Raw genomic sequence first — 15,656 nt, 5'->3', positions numbered from 1 at the left:
CTCCCAGCACCCCGGTCACCAGCAGCGCGCCCCCGTCCGGGACCGGGGCGCCCGCCACCAGCGCCCCGGCGACCGGCACCCCCTCCGCCGTGGACCCCTCCGCGAGCACGACCGCCTAGCAACCACGCAGCGCACCCGCAGAACCCGGGAGTCACCGGATGCCTTCAGGATCATCGACGTCGGGAGTGGGCCGGGTCATCGCCGGTCGTTATCTGCTGCTGAACCGGCTCGGCAGTGGCGGCATGGGTCATGTCTGGCTGGCCCATGACCAGAGACTCGCCTGCGAGGTCGCGCTGAAGGAGATCGTGTTCCGGGACCCGGCCGAGGCGGACGAGCGCGAGGCCAGGGTGGCCCGGGCCCGTGCGGAGGCCCGGCACGCGGCGGGACTGCGCGGGCATCCGCATGTGGTGACCGTCCATGACGTGCTGGAGCACGAGGGGCTGCCGTGGATCGTCATGGAGTACGTGGCCGGCGCCGTCAACCTGCGTGACCTCATCGACCGGCACGGCCCGCCGGCACCCGCCGAGTGCGCCCGCATCGGGCTCGCCGTGCTGGACGCGCTCACCGCCGGGCACGAGCGGGGCGTCATGCACCGGGACGTGAAGCCGGCGAACATCCTGCTCGCGCCGGACCGCTCCGGGTCGCCGTACGGCCGTGTGCTGCTCGCCGACTACGGCATCTCGGTGCAGCCGGACGCCGGGGAGACGCGGTACACGCTGGCCTCGGTGCTCGTGGGTACGGCGGGCTATCTGGCGCCGGAGCGGGTCACGGGCGGGGCGCCCTCGCCGGCCACCGATCTGTTCTCGCTGGGCTGCACGCTGTACCACGCGGTCGAGGGGCGGGGGCCCTTCGACCGCGAGTCGCATCTCGCCCAGGTGACCGCGGTGGTCATGGAGGAACCCCGGCCGGCCGCGCGGGCCGGGGCGCTGGGGCCTGTCGTACGGGCCCTGCTGGAGAAGGATCCGGCGCGGCGGATGTCGGCGGCCGAGGCGGAGGCGGCGCTGTCGCGGATCGTCGTACCGGAGGTCGACGCGTATGCGCGGACGCGGACGGACCTCGGTTCGCAGCCGCACTGGGGTGGGGCGCCACTGGGGCTTCCCGACGGGCCGGGCCGAACCCGTGCCCGCGTCCTCCACGCGGTGCTCGCCGGCCTCCTCGGGCTGGCGGTGGCGGGGGCCGGTGTCTGGTACGCCGTGGCCCGGGAGTCGGACCGGCCCGGCGGGTCGGGGCGGCCGTACGGTGACGCCGTAGGGCTCGGGGAGCCGCTGAAGGGCGGTGACTGTGTGCTGGCCGACTGGCCCGGCACGAGTGCCTTCCGGGGCACGCCCCGGCTGCGGCTGGATCCGAGCTGCCGGGAGCAGGCGCCCGACGGGCAGGTGATGGCGTTCGTCGCCGCCGCGTCGGCCGCCGAGGCGCGCCGGGAAGGGCCGGCGGCGTGCGAGGAGCGGACGGCGGGGGTCCGCGAGCGGCTCGCGGATGTGCGCAGCTTCGCCGTCGTACCGTCCGAGGCGGGGTTCGAGGCGGCCGGGCGGCGTACCGCCTGTCTGGTGCTGGGTGCGCACGGGCCGGTGTTCGGGCCGCTGGGCGAGTACCGGAAGGCGGGGTCGGCGTTCGCCGACACGGCGACCATGCAGCGGCGGGACTGTCTGGACGTGCGCTCGCGCCGGGACGCCCGTCTCGTGTCCTGCGCGGAGCGGCACGACGAGCAGGTGCTCGGGTTCACCCGGTTGGGCGCCGATGTCACGCTGACCGAGGCACGTACCGAGTCGGACACCGTGTGTGCCCGGGAGGTGCCGCCGCGCGACTACGGGTTCGATCCCTCCGTGTACACCGCGGGTTCCTGGACGAGCGAGGGGTCCTGGAAGAACGGGACTCATTTCGTCGTGTGCACCGTCAGGAGGCAGAACGGGGGCACCATGGAGGGGGACGAACCATGAGGAGGGTGTCGCGATGCCCGGTTCTAGCGGTTCTGGCGGGTCTGGCGGGTCTACGGACAGTTCTACCAAGGCGATGGGGGTGGTCACCGTCGCCGGTCTCGTCGTGGTGACCGCCTACACGGTGGCGCTCGGGAGCAACGGCTGGCTGTGGTTCGGGTGGGTGGTGCTGGGGCTGATCACGTTGGGACTGGTCGTCAGCCGCAGCACCTGAGCCGCGGAGCCCGACGCCGGGGCCGGTCTCACCCGCTGTTGAGCCGCCCCGCGGAGTGCACGCCCGGCTGGTACTTCGGCAGCCGGGCGGTGATCTTCATGCCCGCTCCCGGGGCGGTCTCGATGACGAGGCCGTAGTCGTCGCCGTACACCTGCCGGAGCCGGTCGTCGACGTTGGACAGTCCGATGCCGCCCGACGGGCTGACCTCGCCGGCGAGGATGCGGCGCAGCAGGACCGGGTCCATGCCGGCGCCGTCGTCCTCGATGACGACGAGGGCCTCGGCGCCGGCGTCCTGGGCGGTGATGCTGATGCGGCTCTTGCCTGCCAGTGCCTTCTTGCCCTCCAGGCCGTGTTTGACGGCGTTCTCGACGAGCGGCTGGAGGCACAGGAAGGGCAGGGCGACCGGCAGTACCTCCGGGGCGATCTGGAGGGTGACGGAGAGGCGGTCGCCGAAGCGTGCCCGTACGAGCGCCAGGTAGTGGTCGATGGCGTGGAGTTCGTCGGCGAGGGTGGTGAAGTCGCCGTGCCTGCGGAAGGAGTAGCGGGTGAAGTCGGCGAATTCCAGGAGCAGTTCGCGGGCGCGCTCGGGGTCGGTGCGGACGAAGCTGGCGATCACGGCGAGCGAGTTGAAGATGAAGTGCGGGGAGATCTGGGCGCGCAGCGCCTTGATCTCGGCCTCGATCAGGCGGGTGCGGGACTGGTCGAGGTCGGCCAGTTCCAGCTGGACGGAGACCCAGCGGGCCACCTCGCCGGCCGCGCGCACGAGGACCGCCGACTCGCGGGGCGCGCAGGCGACGAGGGCGCCGTGGACGCGGTCGTCGACGGTGAGCGGGGCGACCACGGCCCAGCGCACCGGGCAGTCGGGGGTGTCGCAGGTGAGCGGGAAGGCCTCGCCGCGGCCCGACTCCAGGGGGCCGACGAGGAGTTCCATGATCTGCGTACGGTGATGTCCGCCGGCGCCGTCCCAGACCAGGACGTCCTTCTGGTCGGTGAGGCACAGCGCGTCCGTGCCGAGCAGTGAGCGGAGTCTGCGGGCCGACTTGCGGGCCGTCTCCTCGGTGAGGCCCGCCCTGAGCGGGGGTGCGGCGAGCGAGGCGGTGTGCAGGGTCTCGAAGGTGGCGTGCTCGACGGGGGTGCCGAGGCCGCCGAGGTTCTCGGGGCGGGCGGTGCGCCGGCCGAGCCAGAAGCCGGCGGCGAGCAGCGGGAGGATCGCCACGCACAGGCCCGCGATGAATCCGCTCATGCCTTCACCTCCGCGCGCAGTTCCTCGGGCAGGTGGAACCGGGCCAGGATCGCCGCCGTCCCGGCCGGGACCCGGCCAGGGGTGGCAAGCGACACCAGGATCATGGTGAGGAAGCCCAGCGGCACCGACCAGAGCGCGGGCCAGGCGAGCAGCGCGTGCAGGGCTCCGGAGCCCGGGAAGCCGGCCATCGTCGCCGCGACGGCGAGCAGCGCCGAGCCGCCGCCGACCAGCATTCCGGCGGCGGCGCCGGGCGGGGTGAGCCGGCGCCACCAGATGCCGAGGACGAGCAGCGGGCAGAAGGAGGACGCCGACACGGCGAAGGCGAGGCCGACCGCGTCGGCGACGGGGAGGCCGCCGACCAGGGCGCTCGCGGCGAGCGGGACGGCCATGGCGAGGACGGTGCCGAGCCGGAAGTGCCGTACGCCCCGGGACGGCAGGACGTCCTGGGTGAGGACGCCCGCGACGGCCATGGTCAGGCCCGAGGCCGTGGACAGGAACGCGGCGAAGGCGCCGCCCGCGACCAGCGCGCCGAGCAGGTCGCCGCCGAGGCCGCCGATCATTCGCTCGGGCAGCAGCAGGACGGCGGCGTCGGCGTCTCCGGCGAGGGTGAGTTCGGGGGCGTAGAGGCGGCCGAGGGCGCCGTAGACCGGGGGCAGCAGGTAGAAGGCGCCGATCAGGCCGAGGACGGCGACGGTGGTGCGGCGGGCGGCGACGCCGTGCGGGCTGGTGTAGAAGCGGACGACGACGTGCGGCAGGCCCATGGTGCCGAGGAAGGTGGCGAGGATCAGTCCGTACGTGGCGTACAGCGGGCGTTCGCCGCGGTTCTCGGCCTGCGAGGGCGAGAGGCTGCCGCCGCTGCCGCGGTCGGGTTCGGGGACGGGGGCGCCCTGGTCGAAGGTGAGGCGGGTGCCGGACTCGATGTGGTGGGTGCCGGCGGGGAGGCTGATCTTGTCGTCCTCGTGCGCGCGGCCGTCGACGGTGCCGGTGACGGTGACGGTCAGGGCGCGGTCGAGTTTGAGGTCGAGGGTGTCGTCGACGCGGACCGCGCTCTGTTCGCGGAACGTCGCCGGTTCGTCGAAGGCGTGGCGGGGGGCGCCGTCGCCCTGCCAGGCGAGGATCAGGAAGAGGGCGGGGACGAGCAGGGCGGTGAGCTTGAGCCAGTACTGGAAGGCCTGGACGAAGGTGATGCTGCGCATGCCGCCGGCGGCGACGATGGCGACCACGACGACGGCGACGATGACTCCGCCGAGCCAGTCGGGCGCGTTCGTCAGCACGGTCAGTGTCAGTCCGGCGCCCTGGAGCTGGGGCAGCAGGTACAGCCAGCCGGTGCCGACGACGAAGGCGCCCGCGAGCCGTCGTACGGCCTGCGAGGAGAGGCGGGCCTCGGCGAAGTCGGGGAGTGTGTAGGCGCCGGAGCGGCGCAGCGGGGCGGCGACGAACAGCAGCAGGACCAGGTATCCGGCGGTGTAGCCGACCGGGTACCAGAGCATGTCCGGGCCCTGGACGAGGACCAGGCCGGCGATGCCGAGGAAGGAGGCGGCGGACAGGTACTCGCCGCTGATCGCGGCGGCGTTGAGGCGGGGGCCGACGGTGCGGGAGGCGACGTAGAAGTCGGAGGTGGTGCGGGAGATGCGCAGCCCGAAGGCGCCGACGAGGACGGTCGCGAGGACGACGAGGGCGACGGCGGGGACGGCGTAGCTGGAGTTCACGGCCCTGTTGGTTCCTCTGCCTCAACGGTCTTCGACGAGCCGTACGAAGTCCCGTTCGTTGCGCTCGGCGCGGCGTACGAACCAGCGGGCCAGCAGGACCAGTGGGGCGTAGAGACCGAAGCCGAGGATCGCCCAGACCAGGTGCTGGGCGTCGGGCATGGCCGCGAAGAGCAGGGGCAGCGGGCCGACGAGGAGGCCGAGGACGGCGAACACGGCGAGGGCGGTGCGCAGTTGGGTGCGCATCAGGGAGCGGACGTAGGTGTGGCCGAGGGTGGTCTGTTCGTCGATCTCGGTTCGGGGGCGGTAGTAGCCGGAGACGCGGCGGGCCTGCCGGGGCGGGCCGGTGACGACGACGCGGCGGTCGGCGGGGTTCTGGGGCATCGTCACGACCTCCGCATGAGCAGGTCCCGCAGTTCGCGGGCGTGGCGCCGGCTGACCTGGAGTTCCTCGGCGCCGACCATGACGCTGACGGAGCCCGCGTCCAGGCGGAGTTCGCCGATGTGGCGCAGGGCGACGAGGTGGCGGCGGTGGATGCGGACGAACCCGCGTGAGCGCCAGCGCTCCTCCAGGGTGGACAGGGGGATGCGGACGAGGTGGCTGCCCTTGTCGGTGTGCAGGCGGGCGTAGTCGCCCTGGGCCTCGACGTGGGTGATGTCGTCGACGGCGACGAAGCGGGTCACGCCGCCGAGCTCCACGGGTATGTGGTCGGGGTCGGGCTCGCTGACGGGTATGCGGGGCGTGGCGTCGCGCTGGGCGGTGGCGCGCAGTTCGACGGCGCGGCGGACCGCCTCGGCGAGCCGTTCCTTGCGGACCGGTTTGAGTACGTAGTCGACGGCCTTGAGGTCGAAGGCCTGGACGGCGAAGTCCTCGTGGGCGGTGACGAACACGACCAGCGGCGGTGTGGCGAAGCCGGTGAGCAGCCGGGCCAGGTCCAGTCCGTCGAGGCCGGGCATGTTGATGTCGAGGAAGACGACGTCGATCGCCTCGGGTCCGCCGGGCCCCGACTCCAGGGCGCGGTTGATGCGGCGCAGCGCCTCGGTGGCGTCGCCGGCGCCCTCCGCGCTGCCGATGCGGGGGTCGGCGTGCAGGAGGTAGAGCAGCTCCTCCAGCGAGGGGCGTTCGTCGTCGACGGCGAGGGCGCGCAGCATGAATCCGGAGTGTAGGAGTAATTCGCACGCTTGGACATGTGCTCCCGGTGCGCGTTCGCGCTGGGTGCAGGGCCGCTTACAGTGCCCTCATGAACAGCGGCGCGGCGTCCTTCGACGAACTCGACCGGAAGATCATCACCGCTCTGATGGCGAACGCCAGGACGAGCTTCGCGGAGATCGGCACGAGCGTCGGGCTGTCCGCGACGGCGGTGAAGCGGCGCGTGGACCGGCTGCGCGACACGGGCGTGATCACCGGGTTCACGGCCACGGTCAAGCCGTCGGCGCTGGGCTGGCGGACGGAGGCGTACGTCGAGGTGTACTGCGAGGGCGCGGCCCCGCCGCGGCGGCTGGCGGAGGTGGTCCGCAACCATCCGGAGATCACCGCGGCGATGACGGTGACCGGGGGCGCGGACGCGCTGCTGCATGTGCGGGCGCGGGACGTGGAGCACTTCGAGGAGGTGCTGGAGCGGATCCGGGTCGAGCCGTTCATCCGCAAGACGATCAGTGTGATGGTGCTGTCCCATCTCATCCCGGAGAGTCCGGAGGCGGGCGCGAGCCAGCCCGTCCCGACAGCCGGCCCCATTGACGCAGCAGACGTGCGCTGAACCGGACGAAGACGCAGCATTCCTGCGGGGACACGCAATTCTTGTTTCTTGTCGCTCGTCAGCCCGCTTTCTTACCTTGGTGTCAATCCTCATCAACACCGTAGGAAGCGGAGGAACCCCTCTGTGCCCGAAACCCGTGTGCCGCGCCGGCGGCGCTTCCTGGTCTGCGAACCCAGACATTTCGCCGTGCAGTACGCGATCAACCCCTGGATGCAGCCCGACGTCCGGGTGGACGTCGATCTGGCCCAGGAGCAGTGGCAGGCGCTGATCCGCGCCTACCGTTCCCACGGCCACTCGGTCGACACGCTGGAGCCGGTCGCCGGTCTCCCCGACATGGTGTTCGCCGCGAACTCGGCGGTCGTCGTCGGCGGCCGCGTCTTCGGCTCCCTGTTCCACGCGCCCGAGCGCCGCCCGGAGTCCACGCACTACGAGACGTGGTTCAAGACGGCGGGCTTCGACGTGTACCGGCCCGAGTCGGTGTGCGAGGGCGAGGGCGACCTCGTCTGGACCGGCCGGTACGTCCTGGCCGGCACCGGATTCCGTACGACCCGGGAGGCGCACCGCGAGGTGCAGGAGTTCTTCGGCCACCCGGTGATCAGCCTGACGCTGGTGGATCCGTACTTCTACCACCTGGACACGGCGCTGTTCGTGCTGGACGACAACATCGCCTACTACCCGGAGGCGTTCTCGCCGGGCAGCCGTGAGGTGCTCGCGCGGCTGTACCCGGACGCGGTGCTCGCCACCCGCGACGACGCGTCCGCCTTCGGCCTGAACTCCGTGTCCGACGGCCGCCATGTCTTCATCGCACCGCAGGCCGAGGCCCTCGCGGCCCGGCTGGACGAACGCGGCTATGTCCCCGTCCCCGTCGACCTGTCGGAGTTCCGCAAGGCCGGCGGCGGCATCAAGTGCTGCACCCAGGAGATCCGCTCATGACCGCGCCCGCGCAGACCCGTTCGTCCGCCGATCTGATCCGCGCCGAGGAACCGGTCCTGGCGCACAACTACCACCCGCTGCCCGTGGTCGTCGCCCGTGCCGAGGGCACCTGGGTGGAGGACGTCGAGGGCAACCGCTACCTCGACATGCTGGCCGGCTACTCGGCGCTCAACTTCGGCCACCGCCATCCGGCGCTGGTCGAGGCGGCGCACGCCCAGCTCGACCGGCTGACCCTGACGTCCCGGGCGTTCCACAACGACCGGCTCGCGGAGTTCGCCGAGCGGCTGGCCGCGCTGACCGGCCTGGACATGGTGCTGCCGATGAACACCGGCGCCGAGGCGGTGGAGAGCGGCATCAAGGTGGCCCGCAAGTGGGCGTACGAGGTGAAGGGCGTCCCGGCCGATCAGGCGACGATCGTGGTCGCGGCGGACAACTTCCACGGCCGTACGACGACGATCGTGTCGTTCTCCACGGACGAGACGGCGCGGCAGGGCTTCGGCCCGTTCACGCCGGGCTTCCGGATCGTGCCGTACAACGACCTGGCGGCGCTGGAGGCGGCGGTCGACGAGACGACGGCGGCGGTGCTGCTGGAGCCGATCCAGGGCGAGGCGGGGGTCCTGATCCCCGACGAGGGCTATCTGGCCGGCGTCCGCGAGCTGACCCGCCGCAAGGGCTGCCTGTTCATCGCGGACGAGATCCAGTCGGGCCTCGGCCGCACGGGGCGCACGCTCGCCGTCGAGCACGATTCGGTCGTCCCGGACATGCTGCTGCTCGGCAAGGCGCTGGGCGGCGGCATCGTGCCGGTGTCGGCGGTGGTGGCCCGCCGTGAGGTGCTCGGCGTGCTGCGGCCGGGCGAACACGGCTCGACGTTCGGCGGCAACCCGCTGGCCGCCGCGGTCGGCACGGCCGTGGTCGAGCTGCTGGAGACGGGCGAGTTCCAGCGCCGGGCGGCCGAGCTGGGCGTGGTGCTGCGCGGCGGCCTGTCGGCGCTGCTCGGCCGGGGCGTCGTCGGTTTCCGCGCGCGGGGCCTGTGGGCGGGCGTCGACATCGACCCGGCGGTCGGCACGGGCCGCGAGATCGGCGAACGCCTGATGCGCGAGGGCGTCCTGGTGAAGGACACCCACGGCTCCACCATCCGTCTGGCACCACCGCTGACGATCACGGCGGAGGAGCTGACGGGGGCGCTGGGGGCGCTGGAGAAGGTACTGGCGTAGCGCCGGTGTCGGCGGCCCGGCTCCCGGAAGGGTGGGGGCCGGGCCGCCGACGTTTCCGCGAGCCGGTCGGCCCCGCACCGTTGCCCGGCGTAGCCACCGCCTCCCCCACTCCCGGCCCCCCACAAAGAGGCAGTGGTCCCCGGAAGGGTGAAGATGGGGACAAGAGGTGGTAGACCGCTCTCAGCGACAGAGAGGTCGGCCGTGGGCACACACGAGGAGCGGGGCGTTGCCGGGCAGCGGTTCGACGTGGCGGACGCCGCGCCTGTGCTGCTCGACGCGCAGGGTCTGGTGACGGCGTGGACCAGGAACGCGGAGCGGCTGCTGGCGTACGCGGCGCCCGAGACGGTCGGCAAGGGCCTGGCCGCCTTGCTGAGTGCCGAGGACGCGGAAAGGGTGCCCGAGCTGATCGAGCGGTGCGGCAGGGACGGCGGCTGGGCCGGGCTGCTGACCGCCCGGCACCGGGACGGCCGCCCGGTCCGGCTCATGGTGCGGATCACCTCGGCCCTCGACGCCCGGGGCCCGGCGCGTTGGCTCGTGCTGCTGTCGGAGCTCGCGGACGCGCCCGGCTGGGACATGAGCCGCGCCACGCTGGAGCAGATGGTCGCCCGCTCCCCCGTCGGGATAGCCATCGTCGACACGGACCTGCGCTACGTGTGGTCGAACGCGGCCCTCGCCCAGTACGGCGGCGGCCCTCCGACCAACCGGCTCGGACTGCGCCTCGCGGACATCCAGCCCGGCCTGGACGCCGAGTCCATCGAGGCGCAGATGCGTCAGGTGCTGGCGACGGGCGAACCGATCGTCGGCTACGAGCACGTGGGGCACGCACGCTCCGCCCCGCTGCGCGAGACCGCCCACATGATGTCGTTCACCCGGATCGACGACGGCGACGGCCACCCGACCGGCGTGTACTACACGGTGGAGGACATCACCGACCGCCATCGCGCCCGGCAGCGGCTGGCCCTGCTCGACCGGGCCGGTGAGCGCATCGGCCGTACGCTCGACATCACGCGCACCGCCCAGGAGCTGGCCGACGTGGCCGTACCGGGACTCGCCGACCTGGTCACCGTGGACCTGCTGGAGTCGGTGCTGCGGGGCGGGGAGCCGACGGCCGGGCCGCTGAGCGACACGGCCTGGGTGCCGCTGCGCCGCGCGGGGCAGCGTTCGGTCACCCGGAGCGTGCCGGAGGCCGTCCTCGACATCGGCGACGTGGTCACGTATCCGGCGGGGTCGCCGCCGATCCGCTGCCTGAGGACGGCGCAGTCCTGGCGCGAGGAGCGGCTGGACCCGCTCGGCGAGGCCTGGGCCGAGCACGCGCGCGGCGGGCGGGCCGCCATCTTCCTGGAACTGGGCCTGCACAGCGTGATGATCGTGCCGATCCGCGCGCGGGGCGTCACCCTCGGCGTCACCACCTTCTTCCGGCGCCACCGCCAGGAGCCGTTCGAGGAGGACGACCTGAACCTCGCCGAGGACCTCGTCTCACGGGCCGCGGTCTGTGTCGACAACGCCCGGCGCTACACCCGCGAACGCGACGCCGCCCTCGTCCTGCAGCGCAGTCTGCTGCCGCACCGGCTGCCCGAGCAGGACGCGCTCGAGGTGTCCGCCTGCTATCGGCCGGCCGACGAGCTGACCGGCCTGGGCGGCGACTGGTACGACGTCATCCCGCTGTCCGGCGCCCGTGTCGCCCTGGTGGTGGGCGAGGTGCCCGGGCACGGCATCGACGCCGCAGCGGCGATGGGGCGGCTGCGGACGGCCGTACGGACCCTCGCGCTGCTGGACCTGCCGCCCGAGGAGGTGCTGGCCCATCTGGACGACCTGGTCGCGCGCTCGGCCCAGGAGGAGGGCGTGCAGACGGACGAGGAGGAGGCCGCCGTCGCCCAGTCCGTGGGGTCGGGGTGCGTGTACGTCGTCTACGACCCGGTCGACGGACAGTGCACCATGGCGGCCGCGGGCCATCCGGCGCCGGCCGTCGTGCTGCCCGACGGCGGCGTCACCTTCGTCGATCTGCCGCAGGGCGCGTCGCTCGGCGTGGGCGGCCCCCCGTACGAGTCCGTCGAGCTGGCCCTGGCGGCGGGCAGCACGCTCGCCCTGCACACCGACGGTCTGCTGGCGCACGGGCCCGACTGGGCCGTGGACGCCGACCGGGACCGGCTGCGGCGGGCGCTGGCGGGGCAGACGGCCTCCCTCGACCTGCACTGCCGGACGGTGGTCGACGCCCTGACCCCGGACCGCCCGCACGACGACGTGGCCCTGCTGATGGCACGCACCCGACTCCTCGGCACCGAGCAGGTCGCGGACTGGGACCTGCCGTCCGACCCGGCCGCGGTCGCCGACGCCCGGAAGACGGCCGCGCGGATGCTGACGGAGTGGGGTCTGGAGGAGCTGGCCTTCACGACGGAACTCGTCGTCAGCGAGCTGGTCACCAACGCCATCCGGTACGCCACCGGGCCCATCCGGCTACGGCTGATCAGGGAGCGCGCGCTGATCTGTGAGGTCTTCGACGGCGGCGCCACCGCCCCGCACCTGCGCCATCCGCGCACCACCGACGAGGGCGGGCGCGGACTGCTGCTGGTCTCCCAGGTCACCCAGCGCTGGGGCACGCGTTTCGTCCCCGAGGGGAAGATCATCTGGGCCGAGCAGTCACTGACGGATCCGTCGCCCTGACCTGCCGGATCGGAGGAGATGTAGTACATCGGTACATACGTCGTACAGCGCGGGAAACGGGTCGGATCCCGGTGGTGAGGCGGGAGCGAGAGCCATGGACGAGAAGGCGATCGACTACGAGGCGGTGTTCCAGAGCCTGCCCGGGATGGTGGCGCTGCTGACCCCGGAGCTGCTCTACGCCGACGCCAACGAGGACTTCCAGCGCCTGTCCGGCCGCAGCCGCGCCGAACTGCTGGGCCGGTACATCTTCGACGTCTTCCCCGACAACCCCAACGACCCCGCCGCCACCGGCATGCGCGACGTGCGGGCGTCGATGCTGCGCGTGGTGGACACCGGCGAGCGCGACACGATGGCGCTCCAGCGCTACGACGTGGAGGACCCCACGCGCCCCGGCCACTGGGAGGAGCGCTACTGGAGCCCGATCAACGCGCCGGTCCTCGGTCCCGACGGGCGGGTGGCGTTCGTCCTGCACCGGGTCGAGGAGGTCACCGAGCTCATCCATCTGCGCGGCGGCGCGGGCGGTGACAGCCGGGCGCGGGTGCTGGAGGCCGAGCTGTACACCCGTGCCCGCGAGCTGCAGGAGCTCAACGACCGGCTGCGGCAGGCGCACGCCCGTGAGCGGGAGGTGGCCCTCGCCCTCCAGGAGGCGATGCTGCCCGCCCGCAGGCAGGTGCACGACCACCGGGCCGCCGTACGCTACCGGCCCGCGGTCGGCGCGCTGAACGTGTGCGGCGACTGGTACGACCTGATCGACCTGGTGGGCGGCAACCGCGTCGGCGTCTCCGTGGGCGACGTGGTCGGGCACGGCCTGGAGGCGGCCGGCGTGATGGGCCAGCTGCGCAGCGCGCTCAGCGCCACCTCTCGTGTCGCGGACGGCCCGGCGCAGGCGCTGGACGTGCTGGGGCGGTACGCCCATGTCGTCGACGGCGCCGAATCGGCCACCGTGGTCACGACGTTCATCGACTTCGACGCCCGCACGATCGCCTACAGCAGCGCCGGCCACCCGCCGCCCGTCCTCGTCCACGCCGACGGCGGTGTGGAGTTCCTCGACAAGGCCACCGACACCCCGCTGGACGCGCGCCCCGACCCGATCCCGAGACCGCAGGCCGTCACCACGTACACCGACGGCGCCACGCTCGCCCTGTACACCGACGGCCTGATCGAACGCCGCCGCGAGGACATCGACACGGGACTGAGCCGCCTGGCCGACTCCCTGGTCCGCCATCGCGCGTCCGATCCCGAGACCCTCGCCGACGCCGTCCTGCTGGAGCTGCTGCCCCCGGGCGGCGCGACGGACGACACGGCCCTGATCATCGTGCGGCTATGACGGGGGTGACGAGCCAGTACGGGCCGAGGCGGGTGGTGCCGAACGAGCAGACGCGACGACTCCCCGCAAGGGCGGCCGCCCTGCCACGGGGCAATCACGATCACGCCAAACCGCACGACCGGGTTGCCGCGCATCGACACCGGACACCAGGCTGGTCCGGCGGCCCCTCCCCACCCGCGAACCACCTCGCCCACCTGCCTCCTGACATCCGGTCAGGAAAGCGCCACGGGCGGCACACGTCCGACCCGACCCTGTTCCGGCCTGTCCCGCCTGCGCCTACACTGGCAGCCCCACGGCACGCCGGTTGACCTGCCAGAACGCGGCGGTCGGAGTTGAATCCGCCGGAGTGAGGAGCGACCCTCTTGTTCTACTACGTACTGAAATACGTGTTGTTGGGACCTCTGCTGAGACTGGTTTTCCGGCCCCGAATAGAAGGCCTTGAGCACGTACCGGCGACGGGCGCGGCCATCGTCGCCGGCAACCACCTGTCGTTCTCCGACCACTTCCTGATGCCGGCGATGCTCAAGCGGCGCATCACCTTCCTCGCGAAGAAGGAGTACTTCACCGGCCCGGGTCTCAAGGGCCGGCTGACCGCGGCGTTCTTCCGCAGCGCCGGTCAGATCCCCGTCGACCGCACGGGCAAGGAGGCGGGCCAGGCCGCGATCCGTGAGGGCCTCGGCGTGCTGAGCAAGGACGAGCTCCTCGGCATCTATCCGGAGGGCACCCGCTCGCACGACGGCCGCCTGTACAAGGGCAAGGTCGGCGTCGCGGTGATGGCCCTCAAGGCCCAGGTCCCGGTCATCCCCTGCGCGATGATCGGCACCTTCGAGGCCCAGCCACCCGGCAAGGTCATCCCCAACATCCACCCGGTCACCATCCGCTTCGGCAAGCCCCTCGACTTCTCCCGCTACGCCGGCATGGAGAACGAGAAGGCGATCCTGCGCGCGGTCACCGACGAGATCATGTACGCCATCCTGTCCCTGTCCGAGCAGGAGTACGTCGACCAGTACGCGGCCGTCGCCAAGGCGGAGGAGGCCGCGGCCAAGGTGGAGAAGGAACGCAAGTTCCCGCGGATGCCGATCAGTTGACGGAGTCGAGGGACGCCAGCGCCTCGTCGAGCAGCCGGCGCAGCCGCAGTGCGTCCGGTGCGACCGCACTCACCAGTGCGGCGGGCCCGGCGAGGGGCATCAGCGCGGCGTGGTCCCCCAGCACCCGGGCCGTCACCGGGGCGTCGGCGAACTCGGGCCGTACGACGACGAGTTGACCGACGGCCCGGTGTCCGCCGAGCCCGGCGGCCCCGTCCCAGCCGCCCGGCGCGCCGGGGCCGCAGGCGAGTTCCTGGTCGAGGACGACACGATCGGCCACCCGCACGCGGAGGCGGCTGGTGAGCCGCCCCGGCTCCTCGCCCACCCGCCCGAGCACCTGTTCCTCGCGCAGTACGAGCCGGCCGGCCGCACCGACGTCGACGCGTGTCGTGACGTAGAGATCGCTGCCCCGGGCGGAGATCAACTGCTCGGGCAGCCAGTGCAGTTCGGCCCCGTCGGCCACCGACAGCCGTACGTCGTAGCGGGCCTCGCCCTTGCTCTGCCCCGGAAGCGCGATGGTGGCGGCGGCCGACCCGAGGCGCAGCCGGGCGCCGGTCTCCACGTCGGCCTCCACGGTGAAGTGGTCGCCGCCGAGGGGCCCGCTCATCGCGCCGACGAGCACGACCCGGGCCTCGGCGCCACTCCCCCGGGTCCGTCGCAGCGCCAGCGGCCCTTCGCCGTCGAGTACGGGCAGCGCGGTGCCGCCCCGCCCGTCGTCCCGGGCGACGATCCGCGCGAGCGCCCGTACGCCTCCGGTCACGGTCATGCCGTCCAGTCCGCGAGCCGGGCCCGCACCCAGTCGGCGACGTCCCGGACTCCCGGCTCGCCCCTGAGCGACTGGAACACGACCGGCAGTTCGGCCCGCTGCGCCTTGGCGTCGGCCGCCATCCGCGCCAGGTCGGAACCGACGTACGGCGCGAGGTCGGTCTTGTTGACGACGAGCAGGTCGGCCGTGGTGACCCCCGGTCCGCCCTTGCGCGGGATGTCGTCCCCGCCGGCCACGTCGATCACGAAGATCTGCGCGTCCACGAGCCCCTTGGAGAAGGTGGCCGTGAGATTGTCCCCACCGGACTCGACGAGGATGAGATCCAGCGGACCGACCTCGTCCTCCAGATCCTCGACCGCCTCGAGGTTCGCGGAGATGTCGTCCCGGATCGCCGTGTGCGGACAGGCCCCCGTCTCCACGGCCGTGATCCGCTCGGGCGGCAACACGGCCTCCCGCAGCAGGAACTCGGCGTCCTCACGCGTATAGATGTCGTTCGTGACGACGGCGAGGGACAACTCGTCCCGCAGCGCACGGCACAGCGCGGCGACGGTGGCGGTCTTACCGGACCCGACGGGCCCGCCAAGTCCGACACGCAGGGCGCGACGCGAGCCGTCGGGACGGTGCGCGTCGGCACTGACGGCGGAGGTACCGTCGTGGGTGTGAGAGTGGTCGAGATGCATAGAGCGGCTCCAATCATTTTCAGCCCGGCTCTCTTCAGCCCGTCCGGCGTTTGAGGACGAGGCCCGAAGGGCCGACAGCGGGGGTCTGGGGGCGGCAGCCCCCAGCGGGGTCGAAGGGGCGGAGCCCCTTCAGGGAT

14 protein-coding genes are annotated in these 15,656 nt (G+C 72.7%); 8 read left to right on the top strand and 6 right to left on the bottom strand.

What is annotated here, in order from left to right:
• Window positions 1-158: 158 nt before the first annotated feature.
• A complete protein-coding gene (locus L0P92_RS23705; protein WP_234764854.1) occupies window positions 159-1,937 on the top strand; it encodes a serine/threonine-protein kinase in 1,779 nt (592 codons plus the stop codon).
• Between the two features lie 13 nt (window positions 1,938-1,950).
• Complete coding sequence (locus tag L0P92_RS23700) at window positions 1,951-2,148, top strand: hypothetical protein (protein ID WP_234764852.1); 198 nt, start codon at window positions 1,951-1,953, stop codon at window positions 2,146-2,148.
• A gap of 28 nt (window positions 2,149-2,176) precedes the next feature.
• On the opposite strand, the gene L0P92_RS23695 is transcribed toward L0P92_RS23700, so the two are convergent.
• The 4 genes from L0P92_RS23695 to L0P92_RS23680 are packed head-to-tail and all read right to left on the bottom strand — an operon-like array spanning window position 2,177 to window position 6,248.
• A complete protein-coding gene (locus L0P92_RS23695) occupies window positions 2,177-3,391 on the bottom strand; it encodes a sensor histidine kinase (RefSeq protein WP_234764851.1) in 1,215 nt (404 codons plus the stop codon).
• On the bottom strand, window positions 3,388-5,100 hold the full coding sequence (locus tag L0P92_RS23690) for a sodium/solute symporter (RefSeq protein WP_234764850.1): 1,713 nt from the start codon (window positions 5,098-5,100) through the stop codon (window positions 3,388-3,390). The genes L0P92_RS23695 and L0P92_RS23690 overlap by 4 nt, the downstream gene beginning before the upstream one ends.
• Window positions 5,101-5,121: 21 nt before the next feature.
• Window positions 5,122-5,481 carry a hypothetical protein gene (locus L0P92_RS23685; RefSeq protein WP_217214089.1) on the bottom strand — a complete coding sequence of 120 codons (360 nt, stop codon included), beginning with the start codon at window positions 5,479-5,481 and terminating at the stop codon, window positions 5,122-5,124.
• Between the two features lie 2 nt (window positions 5,482-5,483).
• Window positions 5,484-6,248 carry a LytR/AlgR family response regulator transcription factor gene (locus L0P92_RS23680; protein ID WP_234764849.1) on the bottom strand — a complete coding sequence of 255 codons (765 nt, stop codon included), beginning with the start codon at window positions 6,246-6,248 and terminating at the stop codon, window positions 5,484-5,486.
• 89 nt (window positions 6,249-6,337) lie between these two features.
• Between L0P92_RS23680 and L0P92_RS23675 the strand changes: the two genes are divergently transcribed.
• The 6 genes from L0P92_RS23675 (at window position 6,338) to L0P92_RS23650 (ending at window position 14,076) form a co-directional block, all read left to right on the top strand.
• Window positions 6,338-6,853 (top strand): Lrp/AsnC family transcriptional regulator, encoded by a 516-nt coding sequence (locus L0P92_RS23675; RefSeq protein WP_234764848.1) that lies wholly within the window; start codon window positions 6,338-6,340, stop codon window positions 6,851-6,853.
• Window positions 6,854-6,976: 123 nt separating this feature from the next.
• Window positions 6,977-7,786 (top strand): dimethylargininase, encoded by an 810-nt coding sequence (gene ddaH / locus L0P92_RS23670; protein ID WP_234764847.1) that lies wholly within the window; start codon window positions 6,977-6,979, stop codon window positions 7,784-7,786.
• Window positions 7,783-9,000 (top strand): ornithine--oxo-acid transaminase, encoded by a 1,218-nt coding sequence (gene rocD, locus L0P92_RS23665; RefSeq protein WP_234764842.1) that lies wholly within the window; start codon window positions 7,783-7,785, stop codon window positions 8,998-9,000. Before ddaH ends, rocD begins: the two co-directional genes overlap by 4 nt.
• A gap of 201 nt (window positions 9,001-9,201) precedes the next feature.
• Window positions 9,202-11,661, top strand: a complete 2,460-nt coding sequence (locus L0P92_RS23660; protein WP_234764841.1) for a SpoIIE family protein phosphatase — start codon at window positions 9,202-9,204, stop codon at window positions 11,659-11,661.
• A 94-nt stretch (window positions 11,662-11,755) separates the two neighbouring features.
• Entirely contained in the window at window positions 11,756-12,988 is a 1,233-nt protein-coding gene (locus tag L0P92_RS23655; protein WP_234764839.1) for a PP2C family protein-serine/threonine phosphatase, read from the top strand.
• Window positions 12,989-13,350: 362 nt separating this feature from the next.
• Window positions 13,351-14,076 (top strand): lysophospholipid acyltransferase family protein, encoded by a 726-nt coding sequence (locus L0P92_RS23650; protein WP_234764838.1) that lies wholly within the window; start codon window positions 13,351-13,353, stop codon window positions 14,074-14,076.
• On the opposite strand, the gene L0P92_RS23645 is transcribed toward L0P92_RS23650, so the two are convergent.
• Window positions 14,069-14,839: an urease accessory protein UreD gene (locus L0P92_RS23645; RefSeq protein WP_234764837.1), complete on the bottom strand. Its 771-nt coding sequence runs from the start codon at window positions 14,837-14,839 to the stop codon at window positions 14,069-14,071. The two genes, L0P92_RS23650 and L0P92_RS23645, sit on opposite strands and share 8 nt — an antisense overlap.
• The gene (ureG, locus tag L0P92_RS23640; protein ID WP_234764836.1) at window positions 14,836-15,519 is read right to left on the bottom strand and encodes an urease accessory protein UreG; all 684 of its coding nucleotides are present in this window, start codon (window positions 15,517-15,519) and stop codon (window positions 14,836-14,838) included. Before ureG ends, L0P92_RS23645 begins: the two co-directional genes overlap by 4 nt.
• Window positions 15,520-15,656: the final 137 nt, after the last annotated feature.

It is taken from the genome of Streptomyces muensis (assembly GCF_021474425.1).
Classification (GTDB): Bacteria; Actinomycetota; Actinomycetes; order Streptomycetales; family Streptomycetaceae; genus Streptomyces; species Streptomyces muensis.
This window is presented reverse-complemented; position numbering and strand designations above follow the sequence as displayed.

Excerpts from the sequence above, each read along its gene's own strand:
- ureG (WP_234764836.1), bottom strand. The coding sequence starts at position 15,519 with ATGCATCTCGACCACTCTCACACCCACGACGGTACCTCCGCCGTCAGT.
- L0P92_RS23655 (WP_234764839.1), top strand. The coding sequence starts at position 11,756 with ATGGACGAGAAGGCGATCGACTACGAGGCGGTGTTCCAGAGCCTGCCC.
- L0P92_RS23680 (WP_234764849.1), bottom strand. The coding sequence starts at position 6,248 with ATGCTGCGCGCCCTCGCCGTCGACGACGAACGCCCCTCGCTGGAGGAG.
- L0P92_RS23685 (WP_217214089.1), bottom strand. The coding sequence starts at position 5,481 with ATGCCCCAGAACCCCGCCGACCGCCGCGTCGTCGTCACCGGCCCGCCC.
- rocD (WP_234764842.1), top strand. The coding sequence starts at position 7,783 with ATGACCGCGCCCGCGCAGACCCGTTCGTCCGCCGATCTGATCCGCGCC.
- L0P92_RS23695 (WP_234764851.1), bottom strand. The coding sequence starts at position 3,391 with ATGAGCGGATTCATCGCGGGCCTGTGCGTGGCGATCCTCCCGCTGCTC.
- L0P92_RS23645 (WP_234764837.1), bottom strand. The coding sequence starts at position 14,839 with ATGACCGTGACCGGAGGCGTACGGGCGCTCGCGCGGATCGTCGCCCGG.
- L0P92_RS23705 (WP_234764854.1), top strand. The coding sequence starts at position 159 with ATGCCTTCAGGATCATCGACGTCGGGAGTGGGCCGGGTCATCGCCGGT.
- L0P92_RS23700 (WP_234764852.1), top strand. The coding sequence starts at position 1,951 with ATGCCCGGTTCTAGCGGTTCTGGCGGGTCTGGCGGGTCTACGGACAGT.
- L0P92_RS23675 (WP_234764848.1), top strand. The coding sequence starts at position 6,338 with ATGAACAGCGGCGCGGCGTCCTTCGACGAACTCGACCGGAAGATCATC.